Raw genomic sequence first — 17,072 nt, 5'->3', positions numbered from 1 at the left:
CAGTCATCACGCCGCTATTCGAATATTCTTCCGATCCTCATTTTTGGAGGTCTGGGGATTATCAACGGATCCCCATGGATGCCAGGGTTTTGCTGGTGGCGGCGAGACTCCAGTGCATAGAATATCGCGCGCTGCTCGCGATGGCGGTCGGCGAGGTCGGCGGTGGGGGCGGGGATACCGTGATTGATCTGCAAAAACGCTGTCCGCGGGGCGGCGCTGCCCGGGGCTCTGAACGCGCGTTCGCTTTTCCTGGACTGCGGCACTTACGGCTCGTCCGCAATATCGCTAAAAGATCATGAAAAGGCGGTCCACGCAACAGTAGTGGGTCGCCCTTTTCCTTTTCCGCGGCGTTCGCGACGGGCTTCCGATCCTGGGGCCAGGAAGCGGACGTCAACGAGAAGCGGTCGCTTCGTTTTCACGACAAGAGAAGTGTGGAGTGTGATGCCATGAACCGACTCGGCAGAGACTCGCGCCGGTTAGCCTGGAGGCTCGTGGAGCCGTCGGCGCGTATCGCGTTATCTGTTCTATTGCTGGCAGGCGGCGCCGTGGGAGCGACGGCCGGACCGGCCGCCGCTTCGACCGCCGACGGCACGCTGACGGTTGAGGTGCTGCGCGACTTCTTCGGCACCGGCGTGATCAATACGACGATGGACGTGCCGCAGCGGGGCATGAAGGTGAAGATCTCCGATCCTGCTGGGCACGCTGTCACCGGCGTCACGGATGCCACCGGAAAGGTCGTGGTGTCGCGGTCGAGCGTGCTGAGCGGCGGCCAGTACCGCGTCGATGTCAGCATCCCGGCGCCGTACAGCGGCTATCTGCAGGCGGCGCCTGCGTCGACAGCGGAGAACCACTTCGACAGCTTCACGTCGTTCGTGGATGTCTCGGGCGGAAAGAACGCCTCGGTGGTGACGGGGGTGTGGGATGCCGCCGACTACGCGCTGCCGGACTCGCGGTACTTCGTGCCGATCCACAACGGCGCCAACGGGACCGACAACCGGGCGTTGGTGGCGTTCGGGACGAAGACCCGGGGCACGTGTCCCACCGATGTGGCGTGCCCGACCACGCTGGCCACGCAGGCCCAGGTGGGCACCACGTTCGGGTTGGCGTACGACAAGAACCGGACCCGGCTGTTCCAGAGTGCGTTCGCCCGCCGGTACGCCCCGTACGGGCCGCAGGGCGGGGGCGCGATCTACACGGTGCCGGTCAACGGCTCGGGTGCGCCGGAGCTGTTCGCGCGGGTGCCGGACGCCGCGGCGACGCGGCACGACACCGCCAACATGGTCAAGGATCCCGGGTTCACCGACGTGCCGGGCAAGGAGAGCATCGGTGGCCTGGCCCTGTCGGAGGACGGCTCCACGCTGTACGCGGTGAACCTGCGGACCCGCAGCCTGGTGAGCTTCGACGCGACAGGTGCCACCGCCGCGGCGCCCAAGTCGACGGTCCCGATCCCGGACCCGGGGTGCGCGAGCCCCGACGACTGGCGGCCGTTCGGTCTCCAGGCCCACAACAACACGCTGTACGTCGGCGGCGTGTGCAGCGCGGAGAGCTCGCGGCAGCGCGCGGACCTGAAAGCCTTCGTCTCCACCTACGACGGCAAGCGGTTCACCACGGTGCTGAGCCACCCGCTCACGGGCGAACGCGGCAGCGTCTTCGGCTCCGGCGACAAGGCCACCCACTGGAACCCGTGGAACACCAGTCTGGACACGTGGGACGACCGGAAGGCGGGCGGCGTCTTCATCGATCCGCAGCCGGAGCTGGCCTCCCTCGCCTTCGCCCGCGACGGCTCGATGATCCTGGGTTTCCGTGACCGGTTCATGGACGTGCTCAGTTGGGGAGGGCTGGACCCCCGCCCGGGGAACGACACGGCGGAAAACGGCATGTCCGGTGGTGACATCACCATGGTCTGTGCCACTCCCACCGGTGCATACCAGTGGGAAGGCACCGGGAGCTGCCCCAACCACGCCACCCCCGCCAACAATGGCGGCCAGGCCGCCGATGTCGTCGAATACTTCCCGGGCGACTATTACGCCAACGCGCACCAGGAGACCGCGCTGGGGTCGGTGGCCTATATCCCGCAGCAGCAGTGGGTCGTCAGCACGGAGTTCGACCCGGTCGTCAACGTCGCGACCTCAGGGACCGGGTACCACGACATCACGACCGGTCAGGGTCCGGGCAACAACCCGACCGCCAACGGGTTCCAGTTCGTCAGCCAGGCACAAGGCGGGTTCGGCAAGGCCGGCGGGCTCGGTGACATCGCGTACGCGGCGGCGAACGCGCCGATCCAGATCGGCAACGTCGTGTGGTTCGACGGCGACCACAACGGGATCCAGGATCCGGGGCACGTGCTGCTGCCGGAGGCGACGATCAACCTGCTGGACGCGGACGGCAAACAGGTCGCCACGACCAGGACCAATGCCGCCGGCGAGTACTACTTCGGTGGTGTCGGCGCCGAGTACCAGCTCACACCGGGTGCGAAGTACACGGTGCAGTTCGACGTGTGCACCGCGGACACCAGCCACGTGCCCGAGCAGCCCCCGGCGCGCGAGCTGAGGTTCACGCTCCCGCGGGCCGGTGCCAACCGTGCGCACGACTCCAATGTGACCCCGCCGACCACCGGACCGTTGTGCAACGGCTCCGCGTCTGTCACGGCGCCGGACAAGCCGGGCGGGGTCGACCACACGATCGACGCCGGGGTGTACATCCCGAAGGAAAAGCCGACCCCGACGCCGACACCCACCCCGACGCCGACACCCACTTCCACACCCACACCGACGCCGACTTCCACACCGACGCCGCCCGCGGCCTCCACGCCGCCGACTCCCGTACCGACGCCGCCCGCGCCCTCCACGCCGCCGTCGCCCGCGCCGCCTGCCAACCGCCCGGCCCCGGCCGGTGGCGGCGGGGGTTCGCTGGCGAACACCGGTACGCCCGGGCTGGCGGAGATGATCGGCATCGTCGGTCTGCTGGTGGGCGCGGGCCTGGTCATCGCGTTCGTGACCCGGAATCGTCGCGCCCGGCAACACTGAACGAACCGCACAACGGTGATCTTCCCGTCCGCGAACCGGACGGCGCGGACGGGAAGATCACGTCTCGGTCGGTCCACGAGGGTCGGCCTTGGCGTGGTCTGTCACCGGACTGCCGAGTGCTGCCGCGAGCCCGCGGCGGCCGGACGGTGTGGTGATCGAAAGGATGAATCGGAGAGTGTCAGCGTCGAACCGCGTGCGGAGCGTGAGAGCCCGGCAAGCCCCACCAGGTCGTCCGGCTGACCGTCGCCGATGGCTGCCGTCGCGCCGGGCCACGGCCGTCATCGGCATCGCGGCCGTCGCGGTGGCCGTGTTCCTGCTGGCCGACGGCGGCTCCGGATCCGACGGCCCGCGCCCACTGACGACGGATGAGGCGAGCCGGCTGGCGATCACGCGATTCCGCAACTACCAGGCGCAGGGCCGCGCGGTGACGATCATCGTGCCGGGCACTGCCGGCGGGCTGACTGTCACCGGGTCCGTCGACTACCGGCGCAAGGTCGGTTACGGCGTGGTGCACGGCACCGGGCGAGACAAGTCCAGCGACGGGCTGGTCCAGTGGACGCCGACCTCGGCGCACGTCCGCCCGATGACGGACGCCCCGGCGCACGCACCCGCCTCGCCGCCCGGCTCGGGCTGGTACGACCGTCCGCTGCTGTCGTCCGGCAGCGCGCTGGACACCTCCCTGTCCATCGCGCTCGGTCTCGGCGGCGACCGGCCGGACAACGCCGAACTGCTCCCGCAGAACGGCGCCGCTTGGAGGGGGCGGGAGCAGGTGGACGGGCGCCGGGTGGACGTCATGACCGGTCCGTCCTCCCCGGACCGCTCCGCTACGGCGGGCAATGTGCGCTACTGGATCGGCTCCGACGGCACCATGTACCGGGTCCGCGTCAGTGTGGGTTCGCAGCCGGAGCCGGTAGTCATCGATTTCGACACCCACAAGTACGTTCCGGTCAAGCCGCTACCCGGAACGACCCCGACCCGGTAGCCGCTGTTCAGGACGTCTGCACCCGCGCGTTCGCGGCGAGCAGGGACACCGGCGGCAGCCGGATGCCCTCCGTCTTCGGCAGGGCCGGGACGGGCGGGACCGCGGTGGCCCCCGCGGTGGCGGCGTCGGTGAACTGCGGCTGCGGAGCAGGCGCCGCGACCTCGGTGAACGGGATGCCACCGGGTGCGGTTGGCGCCGCCCACGTGCCGGTCGGCGAGGACGACCCGGCCGGAAGCGGGCAGGCCGCAGTCGTCGCGAGCCGGGCGGGCACGGTGGTGCGCAGATCGTTGCCCCGCAGGCAGTTGCCGCGTCCCCGTGTGGCGGTGGGGAACGTCCAGCCGACGTCGACGCCGTTGCCGGTGAACGTGTTGTCCACGATCTGATTGCCGACCGGAGGCATGTCGGTGGTCGCGGTGATCACCAGCCCGACGTTGCTGTTGTCGGCGATGCGGTTGCGGATGAACCGGTTGTCGCTGCCGCCGTCGATGCCGGCGCCGGTGCCCCACCCGCCGTCGGCCTGCTCCGGGGTGGTCGTCTGCTGGTTGGCGGCGATCAGATTGCCCGCGATGACGGAGCCCTTCTGCGGGAGCAGTTTCTCCTGGTGGTCGGAGTTGGTGGTGAGCCCGACCCGGTTGCCGACCAGGCGGTTGCCGACCACGTACATGTCCTCGCTGGCGTTGGTGCCTTCGTAACCGACCGCGTTGAGTTCGGCGACGTTGTCCCGTACCACGATGTGGCAGGGCTTGCACTGGCCGACGTAGATCCCCGAGTCGGCGCCGCCCGACGCGTACGAGTGCTCGATGACACCGTTCTGGGCGGAGAACGCGTAGATGCCGTACAGACCGTTGCGGGTCGCGGTCACGTGGGAGACCAGGAACGACTTCAGGAAGGTGACGGGCTCGTCCCCGGTGTCGTAGCCGCCGCTTTGCCCCGGCAGGCCGGCGGCCGCCTTCGCCGAACCGGTGACCAGCACGCCGTTCTGCGTATTGTTCTTCACGGTCAGGTTCTCCACGGCCACCCCGGGCGCCGAGACGACGACACCGTTCGGCTGCTGCAACCGCCCGTCGATGACGACCTTGTCCCGGGACGAACCGCGAAGAGTGATGCGCGCCGTGTCGATCGTCACCGACTCGTGGTACACGCCCGGCGCGACCAGCACCAGGTCACCGGGCCGAGTCAAGGACACCGCATCCGAGATCGTCGGGGCATCGGCAGGGACTCGGATCGTCACATGCGCACCGGTCGGCCGCCGGCCCTTGCCCGATCCGCCGTCGCCGCCGCTGCAGCCGACCACAAGTGCCAGCGTGCCCAGTACCGCCGCTACCGCGCGAGGAGCTAATCGAGGCATGATCCCAGTCTGACAGAACGCCCAATTCCACGCCACAATCGGTGGATTGACCGACACGCACGATTCGGGTGTGGCACTCTGCACCCCATGCATCGAGCCGATCACCACCCGTCGCGCCGCGCGTTCCTCGATGTCACCGGCACCATGGTGGCCGCCGGCCTGACCGCCGGGTGCACATCGGACTCCGCCCAGCCGGGCCGGCACGCCTCTACGGCAGAGGCCAGGCCGACGCCGGTGGTGGCGACGGGCCGGCATCAGGCAGGCATCACGCTTCCCCAGCCGGCCCAGCGCAACCTGCTGGCCGTGGTGGCCGACCTCGGTGCCACTGTGGCTCCCGGCCCGTTACTGGCCGAACTGGGCCAGGCCGTCCGTACGCTCATCGCGGGGACAGACCCGCGGCTGCTGGGCCTGTCGCCGGGCGATCTCACCGTGACCGTCGGCGTGGGCCCCCGGCTGGTGCGCACGGTCGGTGCCTCGCTGCCCGGCGCGGCCGACCTCCCGCGATTCTCCCGCGAGCGGATCGCCCCGCGGGCGCGCGGCGGGGACCTGCTGATGCAGATCTGTGCCAGCGACGCGCTGCTCCTACCGGTCGTCGCCGCCGCGCTCCTGGACCAGGCCGGTGACCGCATCCACGAACGCTGGCGGCAGTCCGCCCGCCGCGGTACGAACGTGCCCGTCGGCAACGGCCTCACCGCGCCCCGAAACCCGCTCGGTTTCATCGACGGCATCGTGGGCCCGCACACGACCGCCGAACAACGACGCGACCTGTGGCTGGCCGGGCCCCCGGGGGTCGCCGGCGGCACCCTTGCCGTACTGCGGCGTATGGAACTCGACCTGCCGCGGTTCGCCGCCCTGTCCGTAGCCGAACAGGAAGCGGTCTTCGGGCGGCGCCGAGCCAGCGGCGTCCCCCTCTCCGGCGGTACCGCCGCCTCGGGCCCGGAACTCGGAGCCAAGACACCAGACGGGCGCTATCTCGTCCCCGCCGACGCCCACGTGCGCAGAGCGCACCCCACCGTGATCGGGGTCGGGCTCATGCTCCGCCGCTCCTACAGCACCGACGAGCCCGCCCCCGGCCTGCTCTTCATCAGCTTCCAGAACGACCTGCGGACCTTCACCGCCACCCTCACCCACATGGACGCCTCCGACGCACTGCTGCCCTTCACCACCACAACCGCCAGCGCGACATTCCTGATCCTCCCCGGCTTCGACCGGCAACACCCGCTCGGTTCACAGCTGTTCGGCTGATGACGATCAACTTGAGGGGGGAGATACGCAAGGGCCGCACTGGGGGCCATCGCGGAGGGCGTGGTCGAGTTTGGCGGACACGGAGCGCACTTTGTGACGATGGAACGCGACCGTGGTCCATACAAACGGGAGAGCGCAGATGCCACCCGCAAGCATCCGATTCGCTCGCGGATGGTCGTCGCCATTTCGAGTGCCCATGGAACTCCCGGTGGCTCTCCACCGGTTCGCCGCCTACTTCGAGTGTCTGCTCCTCGAGATGGGAGTCGCCGAGAGCGGCCTGGAGAACCCTAGGCAACTTGGCTCCGAGGGGAGTGGAGCTGCGGACGAATCGACCGGGTACGCAACTGCCCGGTGGGGGTGTGCCATCGGCGGACACAAGAGGCGTGCTCGAGATGTTGGTTCAAGGTCGTGAAACGATCTCGACACGGTTCGTCGAGACTTGGTGACGACTGATGGGCCCGATAATGGGCCCGACTGGAGAGGTGTTGCCGTCGTTGCCGACGGTGGCCCGCAGGCTCCGGGACCGGCGGAAGGTCTTCGACGGGGTCTGGTGGCGAGCCCGTCCGGGCTCGCCGTGGCGGGACATACCCGAGCGGTACGGCCCGTGGGAGACGGCGTACGCCCTGTTCCGGCGTTGGCAGATCGACGGGTCAAGGCCCTTGTGGCCGGGCACTTCGAGCGGGAGGTGTCCGTCGACTCCACGATCTGCCGCGCCCACCAGCACGCCGCCGGGGCTCGCAAAAAAGGGATCACGATCCGGGCCGGACGCGTCCGGACGGCCTGCCGGCTGAGCCGGTCGGCCACGGGATCGGGCGATCGCGCGGCGGCCTGACCACAAAAAGAGACACCTGGCCGTCGACGCCTCCTTCCGCGTCTCACGCCGTCCCATCCCCGCCCCCGTCGTCCTCCACGTCGGGAAGGGGATGGGCCCTGAGCCACTGCACCACCACGTCTGCCTCCCTGTCGCGGCCGAGCTGGAACAGCGCCCGCGCCTGGAGCGCCAGCACGGGGTGCAGGCGAGCGGTCATCTCCTCCGGCACGAAGTCGGCGAAGGCGCGGTAGACCTCCACCGTCTCGACCGTCGCCGCCAGCACGCCCTCGAGGTCGTGGCACAGCCACAGCAGCGAGGCGTGGTCGGACAGGGCGGCGGCGAAGGGGAGGCCGTGGACGAGGGGCTGTGCCGCGCTGAGAGCGCGCCACCGGTCCACCGCCTTCCCGGAGGCTTCCAGGCCCTCCTCCGGCCGGCCCGCCGCGACGAGGAGGTGTGCGAGGCGGAGCTCGCACCGGGCCTGGTCGGGCCCGTACGCCTCGGGGTCGGCGGCGGCCAGCCGCCGCCAGCCGTCCAGGGCTCCGGTCAGGCTCTCGATCCCGTCCACCACCTGCCCTTCCTCTCCCTGGAGGACGCCGAGCCGCGTCCCGAGGACAGCGGTCCGGTGTTCCTCGGACACGTCGGCGAGACCGATTGCCGCCCGGTGCTGGCCCATCGCGACCGCCTGTCGCAAGGGCTCGACCGCCTCGGGTCCGCGGCCCAGTTGCTGGAGCAGGGTGCTCCAGTTCATCAGGGCGGACATCAGCCAGGGCTCGAAACCGGCCGGGGCGGCGCGGGCGAGATGGCGCATGTGCTCGACGGATTTCTCGGTGGCGTCCAGGGCCTCCTGGAGCCGTCCGCACTCCAGCAGGTGGACGCCGAGGGTCTGCAGGGAGTTGGCGAGCAGCACGTCGGTGCCCGGCGCCACCGTCGTCAGCCGGTCCCGCAGGTCCACCTCCCGGCGGAGGACCCGGATCGCCGCATCCCGTAGGCCCGCCTCCCAGAGCCGCGGCTTCAAATAGTGCAGCCGCCAGGCGATGTCCTCCCAGCGGTCGGGGTGGCAGGCGGCGGCGTCGGCGAGCCGTTCGACGGCGGCCAGGGCTTCGTCGAGCACCGCCCGTGCGTCGCCGCCCCGGCCCAGGGCCAGCAGGTCGTCGTAGAGGCCCGGCAGCATGCCGGCGTGGACCGAGGCATACGCGTCGTCCGTCTCGGCGACGGCGCGCAGCGCGTCGACCGCCCGGGCCTGGAGGCAGACCGCCTCCTCGTGCCGCTCGGCTTGACTCAGCCTTCCGCCGAGGTGGCTCAATGCCAGGGCGTGCGTCGCCCGCGCGTGGACGGAGTCGTCCTCCGCGAGGCGGCGTTCGGCCGCAGCCACCCGTTCCTCGGCGACCCGCAGGGTCAGGGCGTCCAGGCCGATGTCGCCGTACGGGAGGGCCAGGTCGAGCTGGGTCAGCGCCGTCGGGTGGGGGGTGGTCCGGTCGATTGCCGCCAGCAGTTCCCGCTGGATGCCGTGCGTCCGCTCGGTCCGGCCCCGCTCCCACTGGGCCGTGGCGGCGCGGACGAGCACGGTGAGGAGCCGGGCCTGCTGGTCGGGGGAGCCTTCGGCCAACAGGGCGGTCAGTGGGAGGGGGATCTCGGCGTCGAAGAGGAGGTCGCAGACGTGGAGTTCGCCGACGCGGTCGGGTTCGAGGGCACCCCAGTAGCGTCCCGGGCCGGGCGGGTAGAGGGAGCGGAGCCAGGCGGCGATGTCGCCCGCCCGGTGGGCGGGGATGCCGAGGCCCTCACGGAGGGCGGTCACCGCCTCGTCCCGGTCAGCCGCGCCGCAGAGGGTTGCCACGGCCACCGCGGCGCGCGGGGCGGAGTCCGCCAGGCCGTCGAGCCGCAGGCCGCTCCGTGCCCAGTAGCCCTGCTCGTGGCAGAGGAGCACGGCGGCGGGGTCGTCGCCGTAACCGGCGGCCCGGACGGGTGCGGTGCCGTGCTGCAGCAGGGTGGTCAGCGCCGCCGTCTGCAGGCCGAGCACTGAGTCGTCCCCGTCTCCGTCCAGGCCGGGCGGGGGTGCCAGCGCGGCGGCCAGCGGGGTCCAGCCGGCGGGCGGCCGGCCGGGGAAGCCACCGAACCGGTCCAGGGCGAGGGCGAAGTCGGTGACGGCGTCGGTGAACACCGCCGCGCGCGCTCCGGGCGGACCGCCGCCGGGGGTCAGCGGGGCGAGGGCGATGACCTCGGCGCCGGCCAGGATCTCGTCCGCGTAGGGCACGCCGATGCCGTCGCGGCGCCAGCCGCCGTCGGCGCGGGCCAGGAGCAGGAGTCGCGCCCGGTGACGGGTGGTGCGCAGGTGCCCGACGAGACGGCGGACGAGGTGCGGGCAGGTGTCCGCATAGTCGACGACGAGCAGCAGCGGGAGCGCGGTGTCCAGGGTGCGCAGCGCCGCTTTCGCCAGGTCGCGGTCGCCCGGTGGCGGTATCAGATGGCCGGTGACCCAGCCCTCGGCACGGAGTTCGTCCGCCAAGCGCCGGGCGAGCCGGGTCTTGCCCTGGCCGCCGCCTGCGGTGAGCACCCGCACCGAGAAGCACGGGGAGGGGGAGTCGCACCACCCCTTCAAGTCCCGCAGCTCGTCCTCCCGGCCGCGGAACCGGACGATCTCGGCGTCCGCCCGCAGCAGCATGGCGGGGGACCGCAGGTCCTGTTCGCGGGCAGCCGGCGCGAGCAGGTCGTGCGGTTCGACCGGTTCCAGGAGCGGCTCCCACCGGGAGTGCTCAGCGACCAGCCTGCGGAATTCGGCGTACTCCAGCAGTTCACTCACCCGGGTGGCGGTGAGCAGGACGCCTCCGGTGGCCTGCCGGTCTTGGGTGACCACGCCTAGGACGAAGTCGCCCTCGGCCGTGACGGCGGCCCCGGAGATCCCCTTCCAGGTCTTGTCGAACGCATGCACGGTGGGATCGTTGCTGCTCACCTCGTAGCGCCCGGTCAGGGACCCGGTGCCGGGGTAAACGAAGCCGTCCAGCTGCCGGGGGTCACGGTTCTCGGTGTCGGGGTCCTTCTGCATGCGGGGGAAGCCCACCACCGTGACCTCGTGCCGGCGGGTGCCGATGAGTCGGCCCCAGCGCTGCGGCGGCCGGCGGGACGGGTCGCCGAGCGACGGGGGCGGTGTCCAGCCCTGTCCCTCGTCCACTTCCACCAGGGCGGCGTCGACCGCGCCCTCCTTCCGGTACCAGCGCACCTGGCCGGTGTACTCCTCCGTGCCCGCGTCCGGCCGGCGGACCGTCAGCCGGCCGGGCGCCGGCCCGGAGCCGCCGCCGCTCAGGACGTGGGCGGCGGTCAGGACGAGGCGCGGCCCCACGAGGTAGCCGGACCCGAAGAGCGGTGCGAGGCCCGCCCCGTCGTACAAGCGGATCTGCACCCGCCGGTCGGACTCCATCAGCGGCTCGCCCGGTCTACCACATCCACCGGCCCGTCGTCGGACGACCGCGGGGTGAGCCGCACGGTGACGATGTGTGTCCCCTTCTCCGCCCGCTCCCGCCGCCCGCCGAGTCCGGCGACGGCGAACCGCAGCCCGCCGTCCGCGCCCCGTGTCCGGGTCAGCTCCATGCCGAGCTCCACCGTGATCTCCCCCAGCCCGAACCGCACCCCGCCGTCCTGTTCCGGCCCGGCGATCCTGGCCCGAGCCTCCACGACCTGCTCCCGCAACAGCGCGATGGCGTCGGCCAGATCGAGCCACTCTCCGCCCCGCCCCCTGCTGCCGCCGCTACCGCGCCTGCTTCCCATACGCGTTCCCCTCGCCGTGCGTAGCCCCGGGAACGGAAGATAGTCCGATTGCGCGCGGGTTGTCTCCCTTTTCGGTCGAACGTCCTTATACGGGCCGGTGGTTGCCGTGCCGCTCCCCGGGTGTTCGGTCGGCCTGCTGGGGTCTGCGCGATACAAAGATCGCAACACTGTGGAACGGGCGATTGGAAAGCTGAAGCGGTTCAGAGCCGTGGCCACTCGCCATGACAAGCGCGGATACGTATACCTCGGCACTGGCACCGCCGCCGCTCTCCTCATCTGGCTGCGGTCGTGAGCCGAGTTCACGGGGCGAAAGAGACACCCGTAACAACCGTGTGCTCCCTACGTGGATTCCCGTCCTGGCTGTGACATTCCTCCGCCACCAGGCGCCTTCCCGTCACGGCTCTCACCTGGGCATACTCCACGCCTACTCCGCCTCAAATCATCGATGAGCGTGGGCTGTCGCGAAGGGACTGAGGGAGGAGATGACGGTGGAGACAGTCTCTTCGGGGAGCGCAGGAACGTGGCTGCTGGGAGACCTCACGGTCAACAGGATCGGATTCGGTGCCATGCGATTGACCGGCAGTGCCGCCTTCCACCAGGGCATCGCACGCGACCGCAGCCAGGTGATCGGCGTACTGCGACGAGCGGTGGAACTCGGCGTCAACCACGTCGACACCGCTGCGTTCTACTTCTCGCGGCTGCGCTCCGCCAATGAGCTGATCAACTCGGCATTGGCTCCTTACCCGGACGACCTGGTGATCGCCACCAAGGTCGGCCCCGCACGGGACGCGTCCGGTGAGTGGTCGACCCCGGCCCGGCCCGATCAGCTGCGTGGCCAGGTCGAGGAGAATTTGCGTCAGCTCGGCCGCGACCACCTAGACGTGGTCAACCTGCGCCTCATGGGCCAGGATTCGATCAGCGACCACTTCGGGGCCCTCGCCGAGTTGCGTGATGCTGGACTCATCCGCCACCTCGGCATCTCCGCCGCACGCCCCACTCACCTGGCCCAAGCCAAAGCCATCGCGCCTGTGGTGTGCGTCCAGAACCGCTACAGCATCGACGCACGCGCCAGCACTGAGATGCTCGACACGTGCGCCGTCCACGGCATCGCGTTTGTGCCCTTCTTCTCCGTCGCAGGCGAGGGACGCGAAGCAGGCGCCGTCCACGCCGAGCAGGAACAGATCCTCGCTGTTGCCCATGCGCATGAAGTGTCGCCGGCGCAGGTACGTCTGGCATGGATCCTGCGACAGGGCAAACATGTCCTAGCCATACCAGGAACGGGCAACCCGGACCACCTCATCGACAACCTGGCGGCAGGCTCACTGCATCTGACTAAGGAAGACCTCGGCGTCCTCGATTCGATCAACTGCACTGCACCCTGATATCGACTGCCAGCAGCTGCGTGACCAGATTCAACACCGGTCTTGATCGGGGAGACAGGGCTTAGGGGTCCCGCACTGCCGGCAGTACCCGGCGATGTTCCTGCGAGAGGGGCGGCGACAGTGCGAGCAGGGAGAGGGCGGCCTTCGGCCTGTCACGTCACCTGCCGCCAGTCTCCTCCAGGTCCGGGATCCCGAGGGCTCTTCTGCACTCGTCAGAGAACTCCTGGCCGGCGGCTGCAGCCGCTGCCCTGCATCGTCGCGCTCCACCATGCCCCTCAGGGCTGCTCGGATCTGCTCTCCGAACCCAGGCCTCTTGGAATCGAGCATCTAGGCTGGCGCGGTGACTGATGAGCAGGAGCGGGTGCAGCCGTCGGGAGTGTGGGCCACGGCGGTGGGAGTGGCCAGGGTGCGGGCGCTGGAGACCGAGCGGGAAAGGCCTCTGTTCCGCGACCCACTGGCACAGGCCTTCGCCACCGCCGGTGGCCAGTGGCCCTCCTCGCTGCCGCTGCCCGATGACGAGGCCGCGCGACGCCGCCGGCTGGCCGTGTCGTTCTCCATCGTCATCAGGACGAGGTTCCTCGACGACCTGTTGCGGCAGGCCTCCGCGTCCGGGGTCCGGCAGGTCGTGCTGCTCGGCGCCGGCATGGACAGCCGGGCCTTCCGGATGGACTGGCCCGAGGGCACCCGGCTGTTCGAGGTCGACACCGCCGCGCCACTGGACTTCAAGGCTTCGGTGCTGCGCCAGGAGCGGGCCGTCGCACGCCGCGAGCGGATCACCGTCGCGGTGGATCTGTGTGAGGACTGGCCAGGCGCGCTGGCCGCCGCAGGGCACGACCCGGCCGTGCCGACCGTGTGGATCGCCGAAGGACTGCTGATCTATCTGCCCGAGGACGCGGTGGAGCTACTGCTGGCCCGGATCAGCACGCAGTCGGCGGCGGGCAGTCGGATGGGGCTGACATTGGGCTCGCGCGGCGTGATCGAGCGCTTCGGCGCGGACGCCGCGCCGGGATCGGCGGCGTCCATGTGGGTCTCGGAGATGCCCGACGACCCGGTGGGCTGGCTGGCCGGGCACGGCTGGGAGGCCGACAGCCACACCCTGCGCGAGCGCGCTGCCGCCTACGGCCGCCCGATCAGCACCCCGCCGCAGCGCGAGGAGCGGCCCGGCGGGCTGATCTCGGCGGTCCGCCGGTAGAGCCCTCCCGGTTTACGACCGCAAGGCGGGTGGCCTGCCCGGGGTGCGGGTGCTGGTCGGGGCGATACACGGCTCCTACCTGCGATTTCCTCGTGACCTGCCGACGGCGGGCAAGTTCGTCGAGGTGTCGTTACGGGTGCGGAGGTTGGTCGGCGAGGAGGAATCCTGCGAGCGCATGTCCTTCGCCGAGCAAGTACCCGGTCCCACCCGCAGGTTCGGGCGACGGACCGAGCGGCTGCGGTCGATGCTGGTGTCGGTTGGTCCTGCGCTCGCGGGCCGGGCCGGCGCCCGGATGATGGACGCCTTCAAGGTTCCGGGTGGAAGACCTTGTTGAGGCTGATCGCCTCGCTGCCGGACCCCGCCACCGCAGTACCCCGCGTGGTTGGCGTGGATGGGTACGGCCAGGGCAAGGGCCGTGTCTACGGAACCGTGCTCCTCGACGTCGAGCCACGTCGCCCGGCGACCTTCTTCCGATCGGGAGGCGGACACGCTGGCGGTCTGGCTCGCTGAGTGGCCCGGCATCGAGGTCGTCTGCCGTGACCGGGCGCCCGATCTTCGCCGAAGGTGCCACCCGCGGCGCCCCGCAGACCCTCCAGGCCGCCGGCCGATGGCATCTCTGGCACAACCTGGGCCAAGGCGCCGAGAAGTGGTGCGTCTACCGGCACGTGCCCCCCGCTCGGGCCAACTACCACTGCGCGGGGGCCACCTCTCGCTGAACGTCACACCCGTCTCCATCGATCTGGTGTGACGGAGTGCTTCGCTTGGCGGGAGGTGTCGGCCAGTGCGGGCGCCCGAGCGGTTCGCAGGGCGCCCGGGAACAAGCATCGCTCCTGGTGCTCCTGGCCCTCCCTGTCCGGGGCCGGGGCTGGTGGCCTCCGTAGCCCCGGCCCCGCGCAGAATACGACTGTTGAACGCGGAGCCGGAGCCTCCTTTCACCTCTGCTCAGGCCGTGTGTGAGGTGCCTGGGACCGGAACGCGGAGGTGGCCGGTGCCTGCGGTGTTTCAGGCGGCCCGGGTGAGTTCGGCGCGGCCGAACAGGAGCGCGTAGCCGGTCGGGAGATGGCGCAGGATGCGGGTGAGGAGGTCGGGTCCGGCCAGGGCGGCGACGGTGGTCAGGACGGAGCCGGTGTCCCAGCGTGTCGTGGCCAAGGTCGCGCCGGCGCGGGCGGCGAGGTCTTTGACGAAGGCCCAGCCGGTCAGGGGCTGGGTGTCGGGGATCTGGGAGGTGAGGAGGGAGGCGGCCTCGAAGGGCAGGCGGGCGGCCAGCTCGACGCGTTCGTCGCCCGTCAGCTGGCGTCCGAGTCCCGAAAGGACCAGGCGGACGACTTCCTCGGCTCGTTCCCGGGTGGGATACACGCCTTCGTATCGGACCTTCTCCAGCATCTGCTCGAACGTCATCACCGGCGAGTGCCGGAGTGGTGCACGCAGGTCGGACATCACTGCGGTGGTTGCCTTTCTGAATCAGAGGTCGTGGTGCCGGTGCGTGGCCGGGGAGCGTCGGCACCGTCGGGTGGGTGATCAGGTGGGCTGGGGGCGGCCGAAGAGGAGGTCGTATCCCGCGGGGAGCTGGAGGAGGACCTGCTCCAGCAGGGCATCGCCGGCTGCGTCGGCCACCGTGCTGAGGACGGCGCTGACGTCCCAGGCCGCGGTCGTTTCCGTGGCCCCCTCGATCCAGGCCGCCGTGGCCCGCACGAAACGTTCCGGCGAGAGTGGTTCGGCGCTCTGCAGCGGGTTGAGCAGGACCAGGGCGAAGGCTTCGGGCAGACGCGTCGCCAGCTGGGCGCGCACTTCGCCGACCAGGTGCGCGCCGAGCAGAGCGAGCACGACGCGGGCCGCACGTTCCGCCTCCTGGTGGCTCCCGTACTCGCCGCGTTCCTTCACATGATCGAGGAACGCTTCCCATCGCAAGGTCATATCGGCCGCCGCCCTTCTTTCATCCGGTGCGGAGGACGGGTCTTTCATCCGGCGCGGAGGACGGGCGAGGGGCCAGATACCCGTCCTCCGCCGTATCAGCTCCGGTCGCCGACGGCTCAGCCGGAGATCTGCTTGGGGGAGGACTCCCCGCCGACCACGATCTTGCGGGGCTTGGCGCGCTCGGCGATCGGGATGCGCAGGGTGAGCACGCCGGCGTCGTAGTCGGCAGCGATGCGTTCGGTGTCCAGCGTGTCGGCCAGCACGATCTGACGGGAGAAGACCCCCAGCGGCCGCTCAGACAGCTCCATCTGCACATCGTCGGCCTTCGCGGAGGGGCGGCGCTCGGCCTTGACGGTCAGCATGTTCCGCTCGACGTCGATGTCGATCGCCTCCGCGCTGACGCCGGGAAGGTCGAAAGCCACCACGAACTCGTCCCCCTCGCGGTAGGCGTCCATCGCCATCGCGGACGGCCTTGTCCAGGTCCCGGAGCCGGCCAGCTGCTGGGCGAGACGGTCGAGCTCGCGGAAGGGGTCGGTGCGCATCAACATCACGAAACACCTCCAGAAGGTTCGGGCAGTACCTGCCAATGCGCTTCAACTGAATCCGTTCTACCATTGTCGTCCAATGGATGACAAGCTGGATGTCGTCGTAAGGATGACATTCCCAAGGAGGTCGCATGACAGGAGCCGACCAGCCGAGCGCGTCCGAGGCTGATGCCCAGAGCCCGGTCTCGTTTCTCGCCGCCGCGGCGGCCCTCGACGCCATCAACAACGCCGTGGACAAGGCTCAAGGCGTGGCCGACGACGACACCGCCACCACCGCCAACGGCCCTGAACAGGCCCTGGCTTCTCTGCTGCTGCTGCGCAAGGTTCGCGAGCAGCTCGCCGGATGGGAAAACGGCTTGATCGAGACCGCCCGCCACGCAGGAGCCAGCTGGGCCGACCTCGCCCACCCCCTCGGAGTCGCCAGTCGCCAGGCCGCCGAACGTCGCTACCTGCGCAACCGTCCCGGGCCCGCCGGAACCACCGGCGAACAGCGTGTACAAGCCACCCGCGAACGCCGCGCAGCCCACCGCGCCCACACCTCCTGGGCCCGCGACAATGCCGCCGGGCTCCGCCGGCTCGCCGGACAGATCACCGCCCTCACCGACCTCCCGGCGGCCTCCCGCGCCCCGGTCGACCGGCTCGACGAAGCCCTCGCCCAAGCCGATCCTGCAGCCCTCGTCGGTCCCCTCAACGCCACCCGCCCGTATCTGGACGGTGCCCATCCCGGCCTCGCCGCCCAACTCGACGCCCTTACCGGGCGCGGCGGTCACCGCCCCTGCTGAAGCCCCGTGCCGATCCGCTCGGCAGTACAGCGGTGGCGGCGGGTGACGAACGAGCGGGTCGCCTTCGGCCTACCGCCGAGGCCCGG

At 70.5% G+C, this 17,072-nt stretch carries 13 protein-coding genes; 7 read left to right on the top strand and 6 right to left on the bottom strand.

The window, feature by feature from the left end; all coding sequences use genetic code 11:
- The first annotated feature begins 545 nt into the window (after positions 1 to 545).
- On the top strand, positions 546 to 3,026 hold the full coding sequence (locus AB0411_RS20905; RefSeq protein ID WP_366418939.1) for an SdrD B-like domain-containing protein: 2,481 nt from the start codon (positions 546 to 548) through the stop codon (positions 3,024 to 3,026).
- Positions 3,027 to 3,327: 301 nt separating this feature from the next.
- Complete coding sequence (locus AB0411_RS20900) at positions 3,328 to 4,008, top strand: hypothetical protein (RefSeq protein WP_366418938.1); 681 nt, start codon at positions 3,328 to 3,330, stop codon at positions 4,006 to 4,008.
- A gap of 7 nt (positions 4,009 to 4,015) precedes the next feature.
- Here AB0411_RS20900 and AB0411_RS20895 read toward each other — a convergent pair whose 3' ends face one another.
- Positions 4,016 to 5,356 carry a right-handed parallel beta-helix repeat-containing protein gene (locus AB0411_RS20895; protein ID WP_366418764.1) on the bottom strand — a complete coding sequence of 447 codons (1,341 nt, stop codon included), beginning with the start codon at positions 5,354 to 5,356 and terminating at the stop codon, positions 4,016 to 4,018.
- A gap of 87 nt (positions 5,357 to 5,443) precedes the next feature.
- On the opposite strand from AB0411_RS20895, the gene AB0411_RS20890 reads away from it, so the two are divergent.
- Together AB0411_RS20890 and AB0411_RS20885 are read left to right on the top strand one after the other, a co-directional pair.
- Complete coding sequence (locus tag AB0411_RS20890) at positions 5,444 to 6,601, top strand: Dyp-type peroxidase (protein ID WP_366418763.1); 1,158 nt, start codon at positions 5,444 to 5,446, stop codon at positions 6,599 to 6,601.
- A gap of 452 nt (positions 6,602 to 7,053) precedes the next feature.
- Positions 7,054 to 7,392, top strand: coding sequence for a transposase (locus AB0411_RS20885; protein WP_437042762.1), 339 nt, complete (start codon positions 7,054 to 7,056; stop codon positions 7,390 to 7,392).
- Between the two features lie 84 nt (positions 7,393 to 7,476).
- Here the strand turns inward: AB0411_RS20885 and AB0411_RS20880 are convergent, their stop codons facing one another.
- Together AB0411_RS20880 and AB0411_RS20875 are read right to left on the bottom strand one after the other, a co-directional pair.
- Positions 7,477 to 10,824 (bottom strand): trypsin-like peptidase domain-containing protein, encoded by a 3,348-nt coding sequence (locus tag AB0411_RS20880; RefSeq protein WP_366418762.1) that lies wholly within the window; start codon positions 10,822 to 10,824, stop codon positions 7,477 to 7,479.
- On the bottom strand, positions 10,824 to 11,171 hold the full coding sequence (locus AB0411_RS20875; protein WP_366418761.1) for a trypco2 family protein: 348 nt from the start codon (positions 11,169 to 11,171) through the stop codon (positions 10,824 to 10,826). Before AB0411_RS20875 ends, AB0411_RS20880 begins: the two co-directional genes overlap by 1 nt.
- Before the next feature lie 482 nt (positions 11,172 to 11,653).
- Between AB0411_RS20875 and AB0411_RS20865 the strand changes: the two genes are divergently transcribed.
- Entirely contained in the window at positions 11,654 to 12,553 is a 900-nt protein-coding gene (locus AB0411_RS20865; protein ID WP_366418760.1) for an oxidoreductase, read from the top strand.
- Between the two features lie 376 nt (positions 12,554 to 12,929).
- Positions 12,930 to 13,745: a class I SAM-dependent methyltransferase gene (locus AB0411_RS20860; protein ID WP_366418937.1), complete on the top strand. Its 816-nt coding sequence runs from the start codon at positions 12,930 to 12,932 to the stop codon at positions 13,743 to 13,745.
- A 1,002-nt stretch (positions 13,746 to 14,747) separates the two neighbouring features.
- On the opposite strand, the gene AB0411_RS20855 is transcribed toward AB0411_RS20860, so the two are convergent.
- The 3 genes from AB0411_RS20855 to AB0411_RS20845 all read right to left on the bottom strand — a co-directional run bounded on the left by AB0411_RS20855 (position 14,748) and on the right by AB0411_RS20845 (position 16,207).
- Complete coding sequence (locus AB0411_RS20855) at positions 14,748 to 15,182, bottom strand: DUF2267 domain-containing protein (protein ID WP_403149368.1); 435 nt, start codon at positions 15,180 to 15,182, stop codon at positions 14,748 to 14,750.
- Between the two features lie 81 nt (positions 15,183 to 15,263).
- On the bottom strand, positions 15,264 to 15,659 hold the full coding sequence (locus tag AB0411_RS20850; protein ID WP_366418758.1) for a DUF2267 domain-containing protein: 396 nt from the start codon (positions 15,657 to 15,659) through the stop codon (positions 15,264 to 15,266).
- 116 nt (positions 15,660 to 15,775) lie between these two features.
- Complete coding sequence (locus AB0411_RS20845; RefSeq protein WP_366418757.1) at positions 15,776 to 16,207, bottom strand: Hsp20/alpha crystallin family protein; 432 nt, start codon at positions 16,205 to 16,207, stop codon at positions 15,776 to 15,778.
- Between the two features lie 128 nt (positions 16,208 to 16,335).
- Here AB0411_RS20845 and AB0411_RS20840 point away from each other — a divergent pair, with 128 nt between their 5' ends.
- Positions 16,336 to 16,986 carry a type III effector protein gene (locus tag AB0411_RS20840; RefSeq protein WP_366418756.1) on the top strand — a complete coding sequence of 217 codons (651 nt, stop codon included), beginning with the start codon at positions 16,336 to 16,338 and terminating at the stop codon, positions 16,984 to 16,986.
- The last annotated feature ends 86 nt before the right edge of the window (positions 16,987 to 17,072 follow it).

This window comes from Streptomyces angustmyceticus, from assembly GCF_040701845.1.
Classification (GTDB): Bacteria; Actinomycetota; Actinomycetes; order Streptomycetales; family Streptomycetaceae; genus Streptomyces; species Streptomyces angustmyceticus_A.
This window is presented reverse-complemented; position numbering and strand designations above follow the sequence as displayed.

Bases quoted from the DNA above. Each gene is read 5' to 3' on its own strand.
- AB0411_RS20895 (WP_366418764.1), bottom strand. From the start codon at position 5,356: ATGCCTCGATTAGCTCCTCGCGCGGTAGCGGCGGTACTGGGCACGCTG.
- AB0411_RS20890 (WP_366418763.1), top strand. From the start codon at position 5,444: ATGCATCGAGCCGATCACCACCCGTCGCGCCGCGCGTTCCTCGATGTC.
- AB0411_RS20885 (WP_437042762.1), top strand. From the start codon at position 7,054: ATGGGCCCGATAATGGGCCCGACTGGAGAGGTGTTGCCGTCGTTGCCG.
- AB0411_RS20880 (WP_366418762.1), bottom strand. From the start codon at position 10,824: ATGGAGTCCGACCGGCGGGTGCAGATCCGCTTGTACGACGGGGCGGGC.
- AB0411_RS20875 (WP_366418761.1), bottom strand. From the start codon at position 11,171: ATGGGAAGCAGGCGCGGTAGCGGCGGCAGCAGGGGGCGGGGCGGAGAG.
- AB0411_RS20865 (WP_366418760.1), top strand. From the start codon at position 11,654: ATGACGGTGGAGACAGTCTCTTCGGGGAGCGCAGGAACGTGGCTGCTG.
- AB0411_RS20855 (WP_403149368.1), bottom strand. From the start codon at position 15,182: ATGTCCGACCTGCGTGCACCACTCCGGCACTCGCCGGTGATGACGTTC.
- AB0411_RS20850 (WP_366418758.1), bottom strand. From the start codon at position 15,659: ATGACCTTGCGATGGGAAGCGTTCCTCGATCATGTGAAGGAACGCGGC.
- AB0411_RS20845 (WP_366418757.1), bottom strand. From the start codon at position 16,207: ATGTTGATGCGCACCGACCCCTTCCGCGAGCTCGACCGTCTCGCCCAG.
- AB0411_RS20840 (WP_366418756.1), top strand. From the start codon at position 16,336: ATGACAGGAGCCGACCAGCCGAGCGCGTCCGAGGCTGATGCCCAGAGC.